The organism is Streptomyces sp. NPDC088097, assembly GCF_044741845.1.
Classification (GTDB): Bacteria; Actinomycetota; Actinomycetes; order Streptomycetales; family Streptomycetaceae; genus Streptomyces.
The window spans coordinates 1-17,846 of record NZ_JBIUTJ010000029.1 but is presented as its reverse complement, the minus strand read 5'-3'; the positions used below and the strand labels follow the sequence as shown (position 1 = coordinate 17,846).

15 protein-coding genes and 2 pseudogenes are annotated in these 17,846 nt (G+C 70.2%); 11 read left to right on the top strand and 6 right to left on the bottom strand.

Annotated elements, in window-relative coordinates; translation table 11 throughout:
* The first annotated feature begins 176 nt into the window (after positions 1-176).
* The 4 genes from ACIOD1_RS34900 to ACIOD1_RS34885 all read left to right on the top strand — a co-directional run bounded on the left by ACIOD1_RS34900 (position 177) and on the right by ACIOD1_RS34885 (position 5,519).
* Complete coding sequence (locus tag ACIOD1_RS34900) at positions 177-593, top strand: transposase (protein ID WP_401907187.1); 417 nt, start codon at positions 177-179, stop codon at positions 591-593.
* Complete coding sequence (locus ACIOD1_RS34895) at positions 526-996, top strand: DUF4240 domain-containing protein (protein ID WP_401907185.1); 471 nt, start codon at positions 526-528, stop codon at positions 994-996. The genes ACIOD1_RS34900 and ACIOD1_RS34895 overlap by 68 nt, the downstream gene beginning before the upstream one ends.
* Positions 997-1,286: 290 nt before the next feature.
* The gene (locus tag ACIOD1_RS34890; protein WP_401907183.1) at positions 1,287-1,730 is read left to right on the top strand and encodes a hypothetical protein; all 444 of its coding nucleotides are present in this window, start codon (positions 1,287-1,289) and stop codon (positions 1,728-1,730) included.
* Between the two features lie 471 nt (positions 1,731-2,201).
* Positions 2,202-5,519, top strand: a complete 3,318-nt coding sequence (locus ACIOD1_RS34885) for a DEAD/DEAH box helicase (RefSeq protein WP_401907181.1) — start codon at positions 2,202-2,204, stop codon at positions 5,517-5,519.
* A gap of 367 nt (positions 5,520-5,886) precedes the next feature.
* Here ACIOD1_RS34885 and ACIOD1_RS34880 read toward each other — a convergent pair whose 3' ends face one another.
* Positions 5,887-7,014 (bottom strand): NADH:flavin oxidoreductase, encoded by a 1,128-nt coding sequence (locus ACIOD1_RS34880; protein ID WP_401907179.1) that lies wholly within the window; start codon positions 7,012-7,014, stop codon positions 5,887-5,889.
* A gap of 235 nt (positions 7,015-7,249) precedes the next feature.
* On the opposite strand from ACIOD1_RS34880, the gene ACIOD1_RS34875 reads away from it, so the two are divergent.
* Positions 7,250-7,735, top strand: a complete 486-nt coding sequence (locus ACIOD1_RS34875; protein WP_365625835.1) for a MarR family winged helix-turn-helix transcriptional regulator — start codon at positions 7,250-7,252, stop codon at positions 7,733-7,735.
* A gap of 94 nt (positions 7,736-7,829) precedes the next feature.
* Positions 7,830-8,261 carry a hypothetical protein gene (locus ACIOD1_RS34870; protein ID WP_401907177.1) on the top strand — a complete coding sequence of 144 codons (432 nt, stop codon included), beginning with the start codon at positions 7,830-7,832 and terminating at the stop codon, positions 8,259-8,261.
* A 634-nt stretch (positions 8,262-8,895) separates the two neighbouring features.
* Here the strand turns inward: ACIOD1_RS34870 and ACIOD1_RS34865 are convergent.
* Positions 8,896-10,092: an FAD-dependent monooxygenase gene (locus ACIOD1_RS34865; RefSeq protein WP_401907176.1), complete on the bottom strand. Its 1,197-nt coding sequence runs from the start codon at positions 10,090-10,092 to the stop codon at positions 8,896-8,898.
* 282 nt (positions 10,093-10,374) lie between these two features.
* Entirely contained in the window at positions 10,375-10,764 is a 390-nt protein-coding gene (locus ACIOD1_RS34860; protein ID WP_401907189.1) for an ATP-binding protein, read from the bottom strand.
* A gap of 477 nt (positions 10,765-11,241) precedes the next feature.
* Between ACIOD1_RS34860 and ACIOD1_RS34855 the strand changes: the two genes are divergently transcribed.
* Positions 11,242-11,688 carry a hypothetical protein gene (locus tag ACIOD1_RS34855; protein WP_401907174.1) on the top strand — a complete coding sequence of 149 codons (447 nt, stop codon included), beginning with the start codon at positions 11,242-11,244 and terminating at the stop codon, positions 11,686-11,688.
* Positions 11,689-12,117: 429 nt separating this feature from the next.
* Positions 12,118-12,210: pseudogene (locus ACIOD1_RS34850) on the top strand (GlsB/YeaQ/YmgE family stress response membrane protein); the annotation flags it as partial.
* Positions 12,211-12,242: 32 nt separating this feature from the next.
* On the opposite strand, the gene ACIOD1_RS34845 reads toward ACIOD1_RS34850, so the two are convergent.
* Together ACIOD1_RS34845 and ACIOD1_RS34840 are read right to left on the bottom strand one after the other, a co-directional pair.
* Entirely contained in the window at positions 12,243-12,941 is a 699-nt protein-coding gene (locus ACIOD1_RS34845) for an alpha/beta hydrolase (RefSeq protein ID WP_401907172.1), read from the bottom strand.
* A 230-nt stretch (positions 12,942-13,171) separates the two neighbouring features.
* Positions 13,172-14,335: a hypothetical protein gene (locus ACIOD1_RS34840; protein WP_401907171.1), complete on the bottom strand. Its 1,164-nt coding sequence runs from the start codon at positions 14,333-14,335 to the stop codon at positions 13,172-13,174.
* Between the two features lie 1,210 nt (positions 14,336-15,545).
* On the opposite strand from ACIOD1_RS34840, the gene ACIOD1_RS34835 reads away from it, so the two are divergent.
* A complete protein-coding gene (locus tag ACIOD1_RS34835) occupies positions 15,546-15,986 on the top strand; it encodes a DUF6003 family protein (protein ID WP_401907169.1) in 441 nt (146 codons plus the stop codon).
* Between the two features lie 112 nt (positions 15,987-16,098).
* A pseudogene (locus ACIOD1_RS34830) lies at positions 16,099-16,469 on the top strand (transposase); the annotation flags it as partial.
* 62 nt (positions 16,470-16,531) lie between these two features.
* Here ACIOD1_RS34830 and ACIOD1_RS34825 read toward each other — a convergent pair.
* On the bottom strand, positions 16,532-16,840 hold the full coding sequence (locus ACIOD1_RS34825) for a hypothetical protein (RefSeq protein WP_401907167.1): 309 nt from the start codon (positions 16,838-16,840) through the stop codon (positions 16,532-16,534).
* 545 nt (positions 16,841-17,385) lie between these two features.
* Here ACIOD1_RS34825 and ACIOD1_RS34820 point away from each other — a divergent pair.
* Positions 17,386-17,775 carry an immunity 53 family protein gene (locus ACIOD1_RS34820; RefSeq protein ID WP_365625755.1) on the top strand — a complete coding sequence of 130 codons (390 nt, stop codon included), beginning with the start codon at positions 17,386-17,388 and terminating at the stop codon, positions 17,773-17,775.
* Positions 17,776-17,846 lie beyond the last annotated feature (71 nt).

Below are 17,846 nucleotides of genomic sequence, written 5' to 3'. Positions count from 1 at the left end.
CAGATCCGACGGCTCATGACGACGCACCATGCAACACATGATCCCCCATCAGAACCTTTTGAAGACACTGCCTAGGCCATTACCAGACCATCAGCGACTACCTGCGGCCCCGCCGCCGGCAGCGCATCCGTGTCGTCGGCCCGGCACCACCAGGCGTCCGCCAGATCACCGGCCGGATGATGCGCCACCCCGATCGACTCCGGGACGAAGACCGCGAACAGCTCGCCGAAATTCTCACCACCCGCTCCGGCCAGCACCTCAAAGACTGGATCAACGCCGTCCGCGCCGAAGACCTGCCCGGCCTGCACAGTTTCGCCACCGGCCTGGAGAAGGACTGGGACGCCGTCATCCAGGGCTTGACCAGCCACTGGAACTCCGGGCCCGTCGAAGGCCGCGTCAACCACATCAAGATGATCAAACGCCAGATGTTCGGCCGCGCCAAGCTTCCCTGCTCCGCAAACGCGTCCTTCTCACCGCATCAGCAAACCGGTGACCCGCCAGCCAGGGGTGTCAGACCCCTGCGCCATGCTCGCCCGTATGAACAAAGATGCTTTCTGGCAGCTCATCGAAGACTGCAGGCCCACGGAACCTGACCCTGAGGCCGAGCTGCTTGCACCCGCACTGACCGAGCGTCTTACCCAGTGCCCATTGTCGCTGGTCACAGGCTTCGCGGAACAACTGTCTTGGGCGCTCTACCAGCTCGACCGCAAGGAATACGGATCCGACTTGTCCGATGACGCCTTCCTCTACACCTGTGCTGCGGTCGTCGCGGCCGGCCGCGACGTCTTCGAGAGCGTCCTTCAAGACCCTGCGGTCTTCAAGCAGTACGCCACGCCGAGAGCCTGCTCTACACGCCGGACCGTGCATACAAGCGCATCACCGGGGAGGAATGGGACCGCAACACGCGATACTCCTACGAGTCGTGCTCAAACACCGAGGGCTGGGCTGACTGACCAGCGTTCGCCAACACTTGCCGACGGACTCACGAGCCGCTGATCGCCCGCACGGAATATGCCGAGATCGGTTCAGGTGACCCCGCAGCCGCGCCCTGCCTTCTGCGCGCCGGGGGCATTGGTGGGGAACAGCGAGGGGATGGAGTCGTTACCACGCGGGTTGTTCGCTTCGACCGTGCCTGCGCAAGGATTCTGTTCGTCGGGGGTTCCTCAAACGGACATCGGCCGCCCACGGATTCTCAGCCTCCGGCCGGGCTGGGAAAAACGCTTCGACGGACCCCCTTCCAAGGGTGAGTATGCGAGGGCCATCGCTCGCTCCGCCCGGAGGGCCTCGTGGGATCCAGAGACGCCGACATCGACTTCACCTTCACGTGCCCGACCACCGTGCGTGCCGTCCTGGACGCGCTGACCGCGGCGGGTTGGTCCGCCGTGGAGGTGGCCGACCGCGTCTCATACATGATCAACGACGCAGACGACTTGCACGACTGGTACGACAGCACGCCCGACCGCATCGACGAGGTGCTGGTGATGCTGGACACGACGTCGAACCTGCCGTACACCGTCGCCCTCAACGTCTACCACCCAGAGGGCGAGACGGGTGGCATGCTCATGTTCCACTCCGGTCGCACCGGCCTTTCCTTCGTCCCCACCATCGACCGCCGGAGCGTTCCTGCGGCACCAGAGTTCACCGACCTCGCCTGGTACCTGCACGCACTCGTCCCCGCCCTCGTCACGGCGGGGCTCAAGGGGTACGAGGCTCATGAGGTCCGCTACTGACACCAAGGACGGCTGGCAGCGGGGTGGGGCCAATGCGCGCCCTGCCGAACAGCGCTGACATCCGGTTACGTCTGAGCGTCCATGGCTCTACGCACGCTTGCTTCCGCAGAGCCGATGGGTCGCTGACACTCTCGTGTCCAACCCACTGACGTTCTCGCGTCAAACGACAAAAGCAGCGCGATAACCGACCACCAGGGGGGCGAGGAGAGGGGCATCCCCGCGGGTGCGGGGAGCAGCGGCGCCGCACGTAGTACAGAGCCGTGTCCATGGGGTCATCCCCGCGGGCGCGGGGAGCAGGCTTCGTGAGGTGGGACTTTACGCTGGCGAGGGGCCGTTCTCAGGCACTTTCGAGGAATCGGACAATTCCGGCTCTGCCGAGGTGCTCTCCGCCGTCCTCCGCAACCACCTGCCCGGTCCTCGCCCTCCGCCATAGGCTGCCCGTGACCATCATCGATCAAGGGGAGCGGGCGCATGAGTGGGGTGGGGGGCGGCGAGCGAGGGCGGCGGAGCGGCATCGTGGGGTACTGGCGGGCGGTGGAGTTGTTCAGCCCGCAGAAGGCTCCGGCGGTGTCCGCCCGGGATCGGGTGTATGTGCTCACGGAGAACGGGCCCCTGCCCTGGGAGGCCGGGCATCCGCTGCGGTCCGTCCCGCTGGAGCCCGGGTACGGATGGCAGCACGTCGTCTACGGCGGGACCTACGCCCTGCGCGCCGTGCGCGACACGTTGCTGCACGTTTTCGGGGAGAGCGAGGAGGACCACGACGGGCGGATGGACGGTGAGAGCGCGCTGTTCGCCCTGACCATCACGGACGAGGGCCGGCTGTTGCTCGATTCCCCCGTCTTCTCCTCCTGCGCCTGGGCCACCGGACGCGCCCTCTTCCCGGGCCCCGGCAGCCGCGGCTGGCTCGACGGGTTCGCCGAGGAAGCGGAGGCCTGGCAGGCACGGGCCGGGGAACTCGGCGAGCTCGTCGCCCCCGAAGCCTCCCCGGGGCCGCCGGCCAATGCAGACGAGGACGCCGGCGAGGACCGCGGGGGCGGCGAGGATGCCGACACCCCGCGCCTCGGTGCCCGTACGGTCGGTGCCGGGGAGTTGCTGGAGTTCACCGGTGAGCTGGCCCGGGCGTGGTTCCTCGACGGCGCGCTCGAACCGGCCGGAGTCCGCATCCGTAGCGTGCCCGTACGGCTGGACCGGGCCGGCGACGGCGCCGACCAGCAGGACTTCCTCAACAGCTTCATCGCCGCCGACCTGGATCTGGTGGCCCGCGCGCTCGGCCGGAGCGACCCCGGCCCGGCGCTCACCGCCTACCTCACACCCGAGGCGGCCTTCGACGTATCCCGCCGCGTCGACGTCCGCGCGAACCCGGCGTTCGCGCTCGCCGGGGTCGCACCGGACCGAACCCCGCTCGGGCGCTGGCCGGCCGAGGCCACCCACCCGCTCGCGCTCAGCCAGCAGTTCGCGGTGAACGCCGTGCACGTCGACCTCGGCCACGCCAACGGCATCTTCGCCGTCAACGGGCCGCCCGGCACGGGCAAGACCACCATGCTCCGGGACTGCTTCGCCGCGGCCGTCGTCGAGCGGGCCCGCCGCCTGGCCGCGCTCCGCCTGCCGTCGCAGGCCTTCGCCGAGCAGGCCCCGTACGTCTGGAAGAGCGGGGACTACACGCGTAGGGTCACGGCGCTGCGCCCGGAGTTCACCGGCTTCGAGATGGTGGTCGCCTCCGCCAACAACGGCGCCGTGGAGAACATCTCCACCGAGATCCCCGCCCGCGCGGCACTGGGCAAGCAGTGGCGCGAGGAGGCCGACTACTTCGCCGAGCAGGCGACCCGGCTCCTCAAGGGAGAGCCCGCGTGGGGCGCGGTCGCCGCCCGCCTGGGCAGCAAGAGGAACCGCCTGGAGTTCGTCAACCGCTTCTGGCACGGCAAGTACCGCCGCACCGACGTGGACACCGCCGCCATGCCGGCCGTCCCGCCCCAGCAAGACGGCCGCCGCGCCCGCCCCCACGCCTGGATCGACAGCGGCGCCGGCCTCGCCCACCTGCTGCGCGAGTGGCGCGACACCCCACAGAGCGGTGTCTGGCGCGAGGCCAAGCAGCGTTTCGAGGCCGCGCTGGCCGAGGCCGAGCGACTGGTTGCCGAACGGTCCGTGGTCGCCGAGGCGTACACGGCCCTGCCGCACCATCACCAGGCCGCGCAGCGCGCCCGGTCCCGCGAGGAGCGGCAGGGGGCGGAGCTGGAGCGCGTAGGTGAGGACCTGCCGCCGGCCGAGGCCGCACTGGATCGTGCCCAGGAAGACCTGTCCCGGGCCGAGCAGGCACACCAGGCCCATCTGGCCCGGCGCCCCGGTTTCACGATCAGCCTCTTCACCCTGGGCCGGGCGGCACGCGCGTGGCACGCGGAGGAAGCCGGGGCCGCGGCGGACGTCGTACGGGCGCGCGGTGCGCGTGATGCGGCGCAGGCCGTACGGGACGTCGCCCGCGCCGCGGTGGGCGCGGCCGCGGACCGACTGGCCAGGTGCCGCAGGGCCTTGGAGGAGACGGCCGCCGAGCGCGGACGGGCCGAGCGGGCCGTCGCGGCCGCCCGCACCCGTTGGGAAGGCTTCGTCCCGGACGACTCCTGGCTCACCGACGAACGGGCGCGCGAGCTGGCCGCCCCGTGGTCCGACCCCGAGATCACCCAGGCCCGTACGGAGGTGTTCCTCGCGGCCCTCGAACTCCACCGGGCCTTCCTGCGCTGTACCGCCCGCACGATGTACGCCAACCTGATGGCCGCCATGGACGCCGTCGTCGGCGCGGTCCCGGCAACCGTGCCCGAGCCGCATCTGCGGGCGGCGTGGCAAAGCCTGTTCATGGTGGTCCCGGTGGTGTCCACGACGTTCGCCTCGCTGGACCGGGTCTTCGGACGGCTCGGGCCGGAAGCGTTGGGCTGGCTGTTCGTCGACGAGGCCGGGCAGGCGACCCCGCAGATGGCGGTGGGAGGCGTCTGGCGGGCGCGGCGGACGGTCGTCGTCGGCGACCCGTTGCAGCTGGAGCCGGTGGTGGTGCTGCCGTGGACCGCGCAGCGGGCGCTGCGAGAGGACTTCGGAGCCACGGAGGAGTGGGCGCCGGGCCGCACCTCGGTCCAGCAGCTCGCCGACCGGGCCAACCGCTACGGAACCGTGCTGCCCGCCGAACTGCCAGACGGGCGGCACGAGGTCTGGGTGGGGGCGCCGCTACGGGTGCACCGGCGCTGTGACGACCCGATGTTCTCCGTCAGCAACGCCATCGCCTACGACGGCCTGATGGTGCAGGGCACCGCGCAGCGCGACCCGTACGCCTACCGTCCGGCGAGCAGCTGGGTGGACGTCGCCTCCACGGAGGCCGAAGGGCATTGGATCCCGGAGGAAGGACGGGCCCTGCGGCGCGTGCTGGAACGGCTGCGCGACGAGGGCGGGGTGGACCTGGCCGAGGACGTCTTCGTGATCAGTCCGTTCCGGCAGGTCGTGGCCGGGGCGAAGCGGGCGTGCCGGGGGCTGGTGCCGCCCGAACGGGTCGGTACGGTGCACACCACCCAGGGCAAGGAGGCCGACGTCGTCATCCTGGTCCTGGGCACGGACCCGCGCAGCCCGGGCGCCCGCGCCTGGGCTGCGTCCCGCCCGAACCTGCTCAACGTCGCGGTGAGCCGCGCCAAACGCCGCCTGTTCGTCATCGGCAACCGCGAGGCGTGGCGCGACCAGCGCTTCTTCACCACCCTGGCGGACACCCTCCCGTCCCACACCTGGCAGCGCCCGCCGGGGCTACGGGGGCGCGGCTAGAGGGGCTTGCTTCCGCAGGTTGTCCCCGCGGGTGCAGGGGAGCAGGCCGACGGCACCGTGATCGTCAAGCTGCACCAGGGATCATTCCAGCAGGTGCGGGGAGCAGGAGCACGACGAGCCGGAGCAGCTCGGCCGGCACCGCTGATGACGGCGTCGTAGTCGGGTCCTTGACCCTCGGCCCTTGCCATGCGCTGATCGCCTCCCTTCAGGATGGCCTGCGCGCCCGGGATGGGCACGGCATCCACTTGAAGGTGACGCTTGACTGGTTGTCAAGAGCGTTGCGGGATCGGCGAGTTGGCGGAACCGAAGACGGCCGCCCCGGTCGCGCCCAGCGCCCCGGACGGTCCGGGCGCCCGACTTTCGGCTGTCAGCTGAGCGACATGAGCGCCGCCGCGTCGTACGGCTTCAGCTCGTCGAAGCGGTTGCCGAGGACCTTGGCCGCCCACTCCGGGTCTTGGAGCAACGCCCGACCCACGGCGACCATGTCGAACTCGTCGCGCTCCATGCGGTCCAGGAGGTTGTCGATGTCGCCGAGCGCCGCTCCCTCGCCGGCGAAGGCGCGGAGGAAGTCGCCGTCGAGGCCGACCGAGCCCACGGTGATGGTCGGCAGGCCGGTGAGGTTCTTGGTCCAGCCCGCGAGGTTCAGGTCCGAGCCCTCGAACTCCGGGACCCAGTAGCGCCGGGTGGAGGCGTGGAACGCGTCGACGCCGGCCGCCGCCAGCGGGGCCAGGATCGCTTCCAGCTCCTCCGGGGTCTGGGCGAGACGTGCGTCGTAAGCGTCCTGCTTCCACTGCGAGTAGCGGAAGATCACCGGGAAGTCGGCCCGGACGCGCTCGCGGACCGCGGCCACGATCTCGGCGGCGAACTTCGTGCGGGCCACCGCGTCGCCGCCGTAGGCGTCGGTGCGGCGGTTGGTCCGCTCCCACAGGAACTGGTCGAGCAAGTAGCCGTGGGCGCCGTGCAGTTCGACGCCGTCGAAGCCGATCCGCTCCGCCTCCGCCGCCGCGTCGGCGAACGCGCCGATGACATCGTCGAGGTCGACGCGGGTCATTGCCCTGCCGGTCCCCTCGGTCCCGTCGACCCGGATGCCGGAAGGGCCGACGGAGGGGGCATCGGCGAACGGCGCCTCGCCCTGCTTGCGCACCATGCCTATGTGCCACAGCTGGGGCACGATCGTGCCACCCACCTCGTGCACGGCCGCCGCGACCTTCGCCCATCCCGCCAGCTGGTCCTCACCGTGGAACCGCGGCACCCGGTCGCTCTGCCCGGCGGAGTCGTGACCGACGTAGGTGCCCTCGGTGACGATCAAGCCCACACCCGCGGCGGCCCGGTCGGCGTAGTACGCCCGCACGTCCTCGCCGGGCACGCCGCCGGGAGAGAACATCCGCGTCATCGGGGCCATCGCGATGCGATTGGGGACGGTCAGGCCGTTCAGCGCGATGGGCCGCGACAGGATCTCGGCGGCGCGGGAGGCGGTGGACGTGGTGACGGTCATGCGGGTCCTCCGGTTCGAGGCTGGGCTCGTCGAGGTGACGACGAGAAGTGCATAGTACACATCCTATGTATCATGCATATTGCGAGCCCGCGTATGTGCCCCACCGTCGCGCGGTGCCCTACGGCGGTCGAATGGTGAAGGGGTCCGCCGGTCGCCGGGTCCTCGGCTCCGCGATAATGGTGGGGCGGCGGAAGGAGTGGGAGACGAAGTGCTGGAGAAACTGGAGCGGGAGCTGATGCTGCTCTCGCGGTACCAAGTGCTCGCCCGGCGCGAGCGAGATCCCGAACGCCTGGAGCGGTCGGCGTACCTGCTGCTCAGCCGGATCGACACACAAGGTCCCATGACCATTGGACAGTTGGCCGATGCCTTCGGCCTCGACACCTCGACCGTGAATCGCCAGACGACCGCGCTGCTGCGCTGCGGACTGGCCGACCGGGTCCCGGACCCGGACGGTGGCATGGCCCGCAAGCTGTGCATCACCGTCGAAGGCGGGCGCAGACTCGCCGAGGACCGTGAGATCAACCGGTCCTGCCTCGCCCGCGTGGTCGCCGGCTGGTCCCCTGGAGAGGTACGTGAGCTGGAGGACGTTCTGGTCCGGCTCAATCGCAGTGCCGAAGCCCTCGAAGGTCGGTGCTGGCCGCGCACGGAGGACGGCGACACCCACGTCGCATCCCCGCAGGTCGCGCCCGCGCCGCAGGGACCCGCAGCACCCGCGTCGTAGGCATCCGACCGCGGCTCCGCCTCTGTGATCGGCCGCGGCGGCATGGGCGTGGTCGCGCGGGCCGTCGACGAGCTGCTCGCGCGCGAGCATCGCCGTGAAGGTCTTGGGGGCCTACAGCGATGCCAGTGACGCCGAACTGGCGGACTTGCGCGCGCGGATGGAGCGTGAGGCGCAGGCGGCCGCTCGTATCAAGCACGGCGCCGTCGTCACCGTGCACGACGTGACGCACGAGCGGGGTCTGCCCATCATCGTCATGGAACTCGTCGACGGGCCCTCGCTCGACGAGGTGGTGACGCGGCGCGGCGCGCTCGATGCGTACGTGGCCGTACTGCTGGAGCGCGCGCAGGGCAGGGGGCCCGGGCGGGCCTCGGACATATGGTCGCTCGGGGTGACCCTGTACGCGCCGGTCGAGGGCGTTCCGTCGTTCCGCCGTACCTCGGTGCGGTCCACGCTGGCCGCGATCGTCGGCGACCCGCTGCCCGAGCCTCGACGGGCGGACCCCTCACCCCGGTGCTGCCGGCGCTGATGGCCGAGGAGCCCGAGCGCCGGCCCACCGCCGATCAGGCGCGCGTGATGCTGGAGCAGGTGGCGGCTGGCGGCGGGCCGGTTCCCATGCCGGCGCCCGCCACGGTCCCGCCTCCACCCACCGCGCAGCCCCGTACCCGGACCCGCGCCCGCCTCCGGCTTCGAACCGCCGCCCCCGGGTGGTTTCACCCCGGGCGCCGTATCGTTTCCGCAGCCTTACGCCCCGGCCCCGGGGCACGGATTCCCGTCGCACGGCCACGCCCAGGGCCCGCCGCCCGACCGGTCCTTCACCGTCGGCCGGTCCAGCCCGGAGGCGGGGGAGCGGGCGTGGCGTCGCAGCCCTGCCGCGGTGGCCGTAGCGGTCGTGGCCGTACTCGCCGCGGGTGGCGTACGCGGTGACCTCGGGCGGCAACGGCGGCGGGACAGGCGCCGGCTCCGACGACCGATGGCCCCCCGGCCGCCGGCGGGCAGCCGGGTGCGCGGACCCCGACCCCGTCTCCCTTCGGCTCCGGGCACACGGCGAAGCCGTCCGCGAGCGGCTCGAAGAAGGCAGACCAGTGCCCGCTCGGTCCGGGAGACTGTTCCCGCGATCGGCCGCGTGGTGTTCGCGGCGGTCGTGCCGTGATGGCCGTGGATCAGGCAGGGGGAAGAGGGTAGTCGGGGAGGTCGATCGCTTCGGCGCGGGGTGTGAACACCCTCGAAGCCAGACCGCCCAAGCGTGCGCCGACGGGACTGGCGGCAGCCTTCAGCACCGTGTTCATGGTCGCGATTCCTGTGCGGGTACGGGGATTGGCGATGCCCGGAGTACCGGGAGGTAGCTTCTGGGCCCGCTCCACGTAAGGACGCATGACCGTCTCGTACCGGGCGAAGGCCGTCCGATACGGGTGGGAGGCGAGCTCGCCCGCCAAGACGTAGGCGCCGGTGAGCGCGAGGCTCGTGCTCATGCCGCTGATCGGGGACGAGCAGTAGGCGGCGTCCCCGAGGAGGGCCTTTCGTCCGGTGGTCCAAGACGCCATGCGGGTCTGCCCGATGGCGTCGAAGTAGAGCGGGGCGTCATCGAGGGCGTCGAGCACGCGGGGAGCCGCCCAGCCGACATCGGCGAAAGTGCGCCGCAGGACGGTGACGATGCCCTCGCGTCCGAGTTCGTCGAGACCCCGGACGTCGGACATGAAGGCGAGGGTGGCCCGGATCGTGCCCAGGTTGTCCGGGCGCAGCGTGACGCTGCGGCCCCGACCGGCGCTGTGCCAGCGCCAGAGGTCGGTGTCGCAGGGTGCCCGGGGGATCGTCAGATACGCGGTGCAGAAGCCGAGTTCACGTACGACGTCGGTGGCGGGGAAGACCAGCGAGCGGGTGCGCGAGCGCAGTCCTTCGGCGATGGCCACCACGTCGAAGGTGCGGGTCGGGCCGTGGGCGAAGGAGACCGCAACACCGTCCTCGTGCTCGTCGAGGGCGGTGATGTGGTCGCCGAATTCGTATGTGGTGTCTTTCTCGGTGCGGTCGACGATGATGCGCGACAGCTGGCCGCGCAGGATTTCCAGCTCGGCCGTGGCGCCGCGGGAGTCGGTCGTCCCTGCCCCGAAGTACGCGATGGCGGCGCCCGAAGCATCGACGAACTCGGTGCCCTTCTCGCCGGTCGAGGCGTCGCGGATGGCGCCCTCGATGCCCATGCGGCGGGCTACCTCGCGGCCCGCACCGCGGACGTCGATGTTCTGGCCGTCATCGCGCAGGGCGTCGAAGCGCTCGACGACGGTGGTCTGCCAGCCGCGGGCATTGAGCCAGTACGCCAGGGCGGGGCCGGCGATGCTCGCTCCGGAGATCAGGGCGCTGGGCATGCGCGTGAACCCTTCGTCGTGGGGAGCGGCCGAGGTCGGGGCCACGATATCGGAGTCGTACGGAGGAGACGGGGCGCGGTGGTGAAAACGACGGCGCCCCGCGCGTCCCGGTGGCCGGGGACGAAGCCCACGAGGACGGCTGGCCGATCAGGGAGCGGGTGCGGCGCGCGCTCGCAGGAAGCCGAACGCCGCCACTCGGGGTAGCGGGTGCGGAAGCCGGGCCCTCCCGCCGAAGTAGCACCCGGTGGGGCCGCAGGCCGGGGGGGACTCCTTCGACAGGGCCTACCGGGGAAGCAGGGCGCTGACCGTCTTGCCACCGGTGGGCCGACGGGTGACCGCGGTGACCTGCGCGAGGCGGTTGACCATGGGCCAGCCGAATCCGCCGGCTCCGCCTTGCAAATCGGGGGTGCGTGCGTGCGGTGCGTGGGGGTTGGTGTCCTGGACCGACACCTCGATGCCGTCCGGGTAGGCGGTCAGGGTGAGGGTGCACGCGCCGCCGCCGTGGCGCAGGGCGTTGGTGACGAGTTCCGAGACGACGAGCACCACATTCTCGGCTGCCTGAGCTTCGACCAAGTGGGGGAGACGGTCGAGGAAGTCCCGTGTGCCCGAGCGCGCGTCGCCGATGGACGCCGTGGACCGGTCGGTGGACACGTCGATGCTCATCGTGTCCATCGTGGTGAGCGAGGCCTCGATGCTCATCGTGTCCATCTGTTCACCCTGGCCTTTCCGGGTCGGTGCCGACCCTGTCCGTCAGCGCTTGTGCCCCGCAATCGAGACGTTCAACCCGAAGGGACCGCTCGACTGCCCGTCACGGTGCGAGGCTGATTACCTCCTCGATGACCACCGAAAAACTGTGTCGACCAGATTAGATATCTGATGCTTTATGTCTGTTTGGTGTGTTTTGTCATAGAGCTCAAGGAAATCGAAGGGCATGGCGGGCGGAGTCTCGACGTCGAAGCGACTGCGTACCCCGTCAAAGGCGGAGTGGCGGGGCGCGCGGCGGGGTGCGCGAAGGGGCCGTCATGATCAGAGCCTTAAGGGGCGAGCGCTGGATTTCGTCGATGACCGAGTCGACGACGCCGAAGCCGGCGCGTCGTTAGAGTTGCCTTCGGGTCAGACCCGCAGAAGGGTCGGTCGGGGGTAGGGACAGTGAGCGGATCGGCCTCATCGGGCTCCTGCGGCGACGGCTGGGCCGATGACGCCGACAGCGCTGACGTCCTCGACCTCCATCTGCGTGTCGTGGCGGACCGCTTGGGTCCGGCCGAGTTCGAAGCGGTGGTCCGCGCCGCATCCGACACCTGCTCCATGCCGGCCGAGGGCCGACCGGCGATGCTGGCCGGCCCGGGCGGGGAGGGTTTCGGATCCGCTTTGCAGCGCGAGTACCTGGCTCTCCTCGCCGTTCTCATGACCGGCCGGACGGACTTGGAGGTCATCTCGGTCCCCGTCGCGGGCGGCGCGCGGGGTTGGGCGGTGGTGGAGCCGGATGTCGCGGCGGATCCGGACGCGGTGGACGTGATCCGGGCGCGGATCGTGTCCCGGGAGGAAGAACGCGTGCGCACTGTCGACCTGTTGCAGTCCTGGCACGACTCGGGCTGAGCCGCGAAACGCCCTGCCCAGGCCACAGGGCCATGAGATCGGGGCGAGGTCCTGGTAGGGCTCCGGAGGGATGCCGGTCCGGGACGTTCGGTACGTGCCGAGGGCCGGCCTCCTCGGTCCGCGGCCCGTACGGGTCGAACCACCCGCTCGGGGAGAGGGACGTCGCCCTGCCGAGGGCGACGACATGGTCGGCGGGGCGCCCGCGTACCACCAGCAGCTCTCCAGCGGGAACATCAGCCGAGTGACGCCGATACGGTCCTCGCCGGTCAGTGACAGGTCGAGCGAGATCCCTCGGCCGTCAGTGACACGGCGAGCGAGATGCCTCGGCCTTCGGCGACGAGATGGTGCTTGCCTCCGGACGTTTAGAAGTCGTCTCGCGGTGAAGACGGTGTTCACACAGTCTTTATTCATCGAGGTAGGAGAGGCGCCATGGGCATCATTGCTTCGATCCTTATCGGACTGCTCGCGGGCGCCATCGCCAAGGCGCTGATGCCGGGCAAGGACCCGGGCGGCATCATCATCCTTGGCGCGACCTCATCAACGACATCCGCGCCCTACGCCTCAACGTCTATGACGTCGTCGTCCGAATCCACCGTTCGCTGACGCTGGATCAGGTCGGCCACGGCGGCAGGGCGGCTCAGATAGGGCGAGTGGCCGGTGTCCCACGCTTCCGTGCGAGAGCAACGCCCGGCGAAGCGGTCAGGGAGTGGCGTGACCATGGTCCGGTCCCGCTGTCCGCGGAGGTAGATCGACGGGCTGTCCCGCCAACTCACCCGAGTAGGTGTGGCGTCGAAGATCGACGGAAGTTCCGGACGCAGCAATGCCACCGCACGCGCGGCCACCGCTTCGTCGACGTCGCCGTAGAGTTTCGCCCGGGCATCGTCCGGGTCCAGGCGAAGCCGCCCGTCCGCGCCCGGCAGCGCGAGCAACCCCTCGCCGGGCTCGCCCGGGGTCTCCGCGAGCACTTTGGCCGGGGATTCGTCGACATCGAGAATCCAGCCGGCGAGGAAGACCAACGCGGCTGCACCACGCACCGTCCCAGCGGTGACGCCCCCGAACGAATGCCCCACCACCACCGGCGGCTCCGACGAACCCGAGACGATGGCCTCGACCTTTGCGGTGCTCTCGGCGAGCGACAGCTCGTAGAGATCGGGCACCTCCACGGACAGGTCCCGAGCGCCTAGCAGATCGGCGAGTTCGGTGTAGTGGGCGGGCTGGTGCCAGGCTCCGTGAAGAATGATCACATCAGTCACCTCCGCACGTTATCGCCCATTGCCGGTTCGGCACCACGTACTTGGCGGTCGAACTCAGAGATCGACAGATGCCCCTCGGTCCGCCGCATGCGGCGAACGTGGACGACGGGATGCGGGCGAGGGGATGCCCACGGCAGATGCACGGCGGGGTAGCGGCCTTGCTTGCGCCGACGCCGCACGTCACGGCCGAGCCGTCCGCGAGCGCTCGCGCCCGCCGACGGCTCACGACGTCAGAGTCGGGTGGTCAGCAGGAGCGGCTGCGGTCCCTGCTCCGACACGTAGCGGGCCGAGCCGCTGATGGACACCACGCCCCCGGTGACGGAGATCTTCCAGGGTGAATCGGACATCCCGTCCGCGTTTGTCGGGAACCCCAGCGAGGTCACACGCGTCCCGGAGGCCCGCAGCGCATAACCACCGTCATCGTTGGCGGCGCGGCCGACGGCGACGATGCCGGCGCGCGTCGCGGCCACACCCGACAGTCCGCCGGCGTCACCCGGCGCGTCCATGCGCGTCCACTTGTGCCCGTCCCAGTGCACGATCAGCGCGTGGCCGCGGTCCTTGTCGTCCAGGAGCGTGCGGCCCACCACCCACACATCGCGCGGCCCCTTCGCGACGACGTCGTTGAACTCGCCGTACACCCCTCCGTACGGGGGCGTCGGCATGGCGGTCCAGGAACGCCCGTCGAAGTGCAGGACCACGGGCTGGTCGTCGTCCCCGTAGCCACTACCGACCGCCCAGACGTCCTTCGGACCGGAAGCCGAGATCGCGTTGAGCCCCCAGTTGGCATACGGCTGGGGCAGCTTGCTCGGTTTCCAGGCGTGGCCGTCCCAGTGCTGTACGAGACCTTCGTTGTGATCCACGATCTCGGTCCCGCCGTCCGGATCGGGTATCCGCTTGTCGAGGACCTGGGACCAGCCGGCCGCCCACACGTTGCTCGCCGAGACCGCGGCAACGCCCAGCAGGCCGCCGCCGAGCGTGTTCGCCGGCATCGGAGCCGGCTTGACCCGCCACGAACGCCCGTCCCAGTGCTGCGCCATGACCGGCTCGCCTTCCCATGCGACGTCGCCGACCAGCCACGCGTCCCGCGCCGAGGTCGCGGCGAGGGCGTTGATCCGGCCGGTGAAGTCGCTCGCGGTGGACATCTCTTTCCAAGGTCCGCTGCTGCGATCGTCGTGGGTGTAGAGGACGGGCGAGAGCCCGCCGTCGTCCTGGGGCACCCGGAAGCCGGCTGCCCACGTGGTGCGGGCGTCGGGCTTGACCGTGCCGCTCAGGACGGCGTTGCCGCTCGGCAGCTTGACCTGCTCCCATTGCGGCGGGGCCGCGTCGGGCACGGGTCCCGCAGCGGCAGTCGCGGGCAGGCCCGCCCCGATGACGAGCACGGACGCGGCACCCACGAACAAGGATCGGGCTCGAACGCCGACAGTCATGTGACGCGGTCTCCAGACTCGGGGTCCAACACCCCGTCGCCCCTACGACGCTCGACCCCCGCGCCCACGTTTCATCGGATGGTGCGATGCGTAGCCGATCCGGTCTTCAGGAGTCCTCGCTCGATGCTCGCCATAGACGCCGGATACGACGCGGGCTACGACAGGTCGGAGAATCGCCAACTGCGAGTTCCTCTTCGAAATGGGGAGGGAAGGCCGTCATCGCTGAGGACCGGCGCAACGCACCCGGTACAGCGGGTCGGAGCCGACCTCGGTGTGCCCTTGCGGCAGATGAGCCGGTTGGTCGCCGCCGTGCACCAAGCCGTGAGGGCGAACGGGGCCTGGACGAAGGCGGAGGGCGCCGGCCGGTGGGCCGACTGCCTGGAGCGAGGTCCGGTCGTCGCCGCGGCCGAAGGCCGGCTGGAGGCCTGTGTCGGTGACGGGCGCAGGGTTTCGGCGCCGCGGGCTCGGTTTGCTCGTCTCGAGCAGGCGTAGACCTGTGCTTGGCGCTACCTGAAGCGCCACCGCGCCCCGCAGCGACAAGCGTACGTTTCGCCGACGAACCGGCCTGTCTGCGACTCGGCCGGTCGGAGCGTCGTTTACCGTCCGCGCCGGGGGTAGGCGAGGCGCATGTTCAGGCATCGACGTGTGCGTTCGGTTGTGGTTCTCGTGGTCAGCTGGCTTGTATTGACGGGAGTCGAGCATTGGGGGGAGCACGCGCCATGGCGGGCGGCGCAACTCAGCGGGCTTCCGTGGGCGATCGTGATCACTGGTGCCTGGTGGTTCGCGGAATGGACGCAAATGAGCCGCCCGCGAGCGACGCGGCCTGTCCACGGCGCGGGGAACGAGGAGCTTGCGCCTCGACCCCGGCGGGACGAGCCGGCAGCTACGGGCGGGACCGACGCCTGAGAGCGGACGGGCTTCGCGGTGACCAGCCCCGCTGTCCTGTTGGTCGGCGTCGGCGGCTGGTGCCGGACGGGTTGTGGGAGATATCCCAGCGAGTGGTGCCCGAGGCGCCGTCGCGGCCGCAGGGTGGATGACGGGCCTTCGGGATACGCCGAACGGGTTGTCCGCCACGTGAAATGCGTCGGGCGGGGCATGTGCGGGTCGAGAGCACGACCTGTGCTCCCGGATCGGGCTCTGGCCGACCGGGACGCCGGACCCTGGAGAGTGACGCGCGATGACCGAAGACGCCTACCTGTTCCTTGCCGTGACCGCCGGCCGCTGGCCGGGCACCCCCCTGGCCCTGGTGGGTGAGTTGGCGTGCTTGGGCACCCCCGCCGTACTGGGCTGGTTCGGTGCGCAGGGTGTGGACGCGGGCAGCCCGTCCGTGCGGGTGGTACCGCCGGAGCAGACGGACCTGATCCCCAAGGACGCGGAGCGGTTGCCGGTCCCGCTGAGTCCGGAGGAACTGGAGCGGGTCCGGCACGCTGGGGCCACCGACCCGGTGGCCCTCGCCGAGGAGGAACTCCTGGCCTTCCGCGACGCCGAGGAGAGCCGGGACACCCTGCTGCGACGGGCGCTCGCCGCGGGGGTGCCGATCCAGCGGATCGTGGAACTGTCCGGCGTGGACCCGGACGCGTTGTCCGCGCTGGCCGCACCGGCACCAACGAGCCGGTAGCCGGAAGGCGATTGTCCCGGGCTCCCTCCCTCCGCCAACGGGAGCGACCCGGAGGGCCCGGCCGCGGTTCCGCGGCGGACCACGGCTCCGTACGGGTGCAGACCACCTGCGCACGTGTGTCATCGACGCCGACACCCGGCACGTCGTCGTGATCGGTCAGCCCCTGCCCGGCAATCGCAACGACTGCAAGGCATGGGAGCTGTCCGGCGCGAAGGCGGCCGTCGGCCACACGACAGTGATCGCTGACGGCGGCTACCGCGGCACCGGCCTGGTCATTCCGCACCGCCGAGAACCTGGCCGGACCGAGCTTCCGGCCTGCAAGAGCACAACCGGTCCCACCGCAAGGTCCGCGCCCGTGTCGAGCACGCTTTCGCCCGGATGAAGGGCTGGAAGATCCTCCGCGACTGCCGCCCCAAAGGCGACGGCGTGCACCACGCGATGCATGGCATCGCCCGCCTCCACAACCTCGCCCTCGCCGGATAAGCCCACGGGCAGCGGGGCGAGGACCGGGGCTGCGTGGCCCGGATTGCGCGGCACGCCAACGGTCAATGAAGTTGGCATTCCCACGGCTCGATGTCCGGCTCCCCTGGAGGCAGTTCCCCGGCGCAGTATCGGTAGAGCCAGGCTGCAGCCCGGCGCTCCGCGTGCTTCTCGTTGAGCGGCTCTCCCTCCTCGTCCAGTTCGAGGACGTTGGCGAAGATCGCGACGCAGATCTCCATCTGGGAGGGCGACTCACGTAGCTCCTCCCAGTAGTCGATCCCTTCCAGCATCGGGTGACCTACCGATCCCCGGGCAAGCCATCCAGCGAAGCGTCGCAGGGCTCCCGAGGCACCATGACTGAGATGCGAAGACATGCGGAGAATCTAGCCCCGGCCTTCCCAGATTGACCGTCGGCCTCCCCTCACAGGAGGTGGCGGACGCCCAGGCGCTGCCACGGATGGTTACGGGACAACCTTTAGACTGTGCGTGACCTACCCGTTCCTGGTGCGCCGCACGGCCACACGGACCCGCTCAACCCGGTCGGCACCGGTCCATGGCCACGCCCCCGCCCCCACATCCGCCAGCGGCAGGCGGCGCCCGGGTGCACCCCCTATCCGCGTCGAGGGGCGGACCCGGTTGCTGTCCCGCCCCTCTCACACGCGTTCCATTTCATGGTGAGCGCCGTCTCGAACTGATCGTGGTGGATGATCGCTCGCCGTACGGCTACGGCACAATCGTCGACACCTGAGGGCCGTCCCGTAATCCCTGGTGGGCGCGCGGCGCCGGCTACGGCACGTCGCCGCGTTGTCGGAATACCCGAATTCGTCCGGTGTTCGGGCATCCCTCCGCCTTGCGATGCACCGCGTCCGACGTTGCGCGCCCACCAGGGATTACAGGACAGCCCTTAGCATCCCGTGCCATGAACGAAGCCGAGCACGTCTTTGACTGGCTGCAGGGTTGGTACACCGCGCAGTGCAACGAGAACTGGGAGCACGAGTGGGGCGTCAAGATCGACACACTCGATAACCCCGGTTGGTCCGTCCATGTCGACCTTGAAGACACCGACCTCGAAGGACACGACTTCCCCCGACAGGACCTTAAGCGCAGCAAGGACGACTGGGTCATGGCCTGGACTGCCGACATGACTTTCCAAGCCGCGTGCGGTCCAGGCAACCTCACCGAGGCACTCGGCCTCTTCCGCCAATGGGCGGTGGAGAACACCCCCAACGAGCCGTTGGAGAGCTCCGACCCGATACATCCAGCACCAGACACGGCCCGAGCCGGCAAACCTATGCGGTCAGAGCACTAGGCAGTGTCTTCAAAAGGTTCTGATGGGGGATCATGTGTTGCATGGTGCGTCGTCATGAGCTGTCGGATCTT

Excerpts from the sequence above, each read along its gene's own strand:
- ACIOD1_RS34900 (WP_401907187.1), top strand. The coding sequence starts at position 177 with ATGATGCGCCACCCCGATCGACTCCGGGACGAAGACCGCGAACAGCTC.
- ACIOD1_RS34895 (WP_401907185.1), top strand. The coding sequence starts at position 526 with ATGCTCGCCCGTATGAACAAAGATGCTTTCTGGCAGCTCATCGAAGAC.
- ACIOD1_RS34885 (WP_401907181.1), top strand. The coding sequence starts at position 2,202 with ATGAGTGGGGTGGGGGGCGGCGAGCGAGGGCGGCGGAGCGGCATCGTG.
- ACIOD1_RS34880 (WP_401907179.1), bottom strand. The coding sequence starts at position 7,014 with ATGACCGTCACCACGTCCACCGCCTCCCGCGCCGCCGAGATCCTGTCG.
- ACIOD1_RS34875 (WP_365625835.1), top strand. The coding sequence starts at position 7,250 with ATGCTGCTCTCGCGGTACCAAGTGCTCGCCCGGCGCGAGCGAGATCCC.
- ACIOD1_RS34865 (WP_401907176.1), bottom strand. The coding sequence starts at position 10,092 with ATGCCCAGCGCCCTGATCTCCGGAGCGAGCATCGCCGGCCCCGCCCTG.
- ACIOD1_RS34860 (WP_401907189.1), bottom strand. The coding sequence starts at position 10,764 with ATGGACACGATGAGCATCGACGTGTCCACCGACCGGTCCACGGCGTCC.
- ACIOD1_RS34835 (WP_401907169.1), top strand. The coding sequence starts at position 15,546 with ATGACCGAAGACGCCTACCTGTTCCTTGCCGTGACCGCCGGCCGCTGG.
- ACIOD1_RS34825 (WP_401907167.1), bottom strand. The coding sequence starts at position 16,840 with ATGTCTTCGCATCTCAGTCATGGTGCCTCGGGAGCCCTGCGACGCTTC.
- ACIOD1_RS34820 (WP_365625755.1), top strand. The coding sequence starts at position 17,386 with ATGAACGAAGCCGAGCACGTCTTTGACTGGCTGCAGGGTTGGTACACC.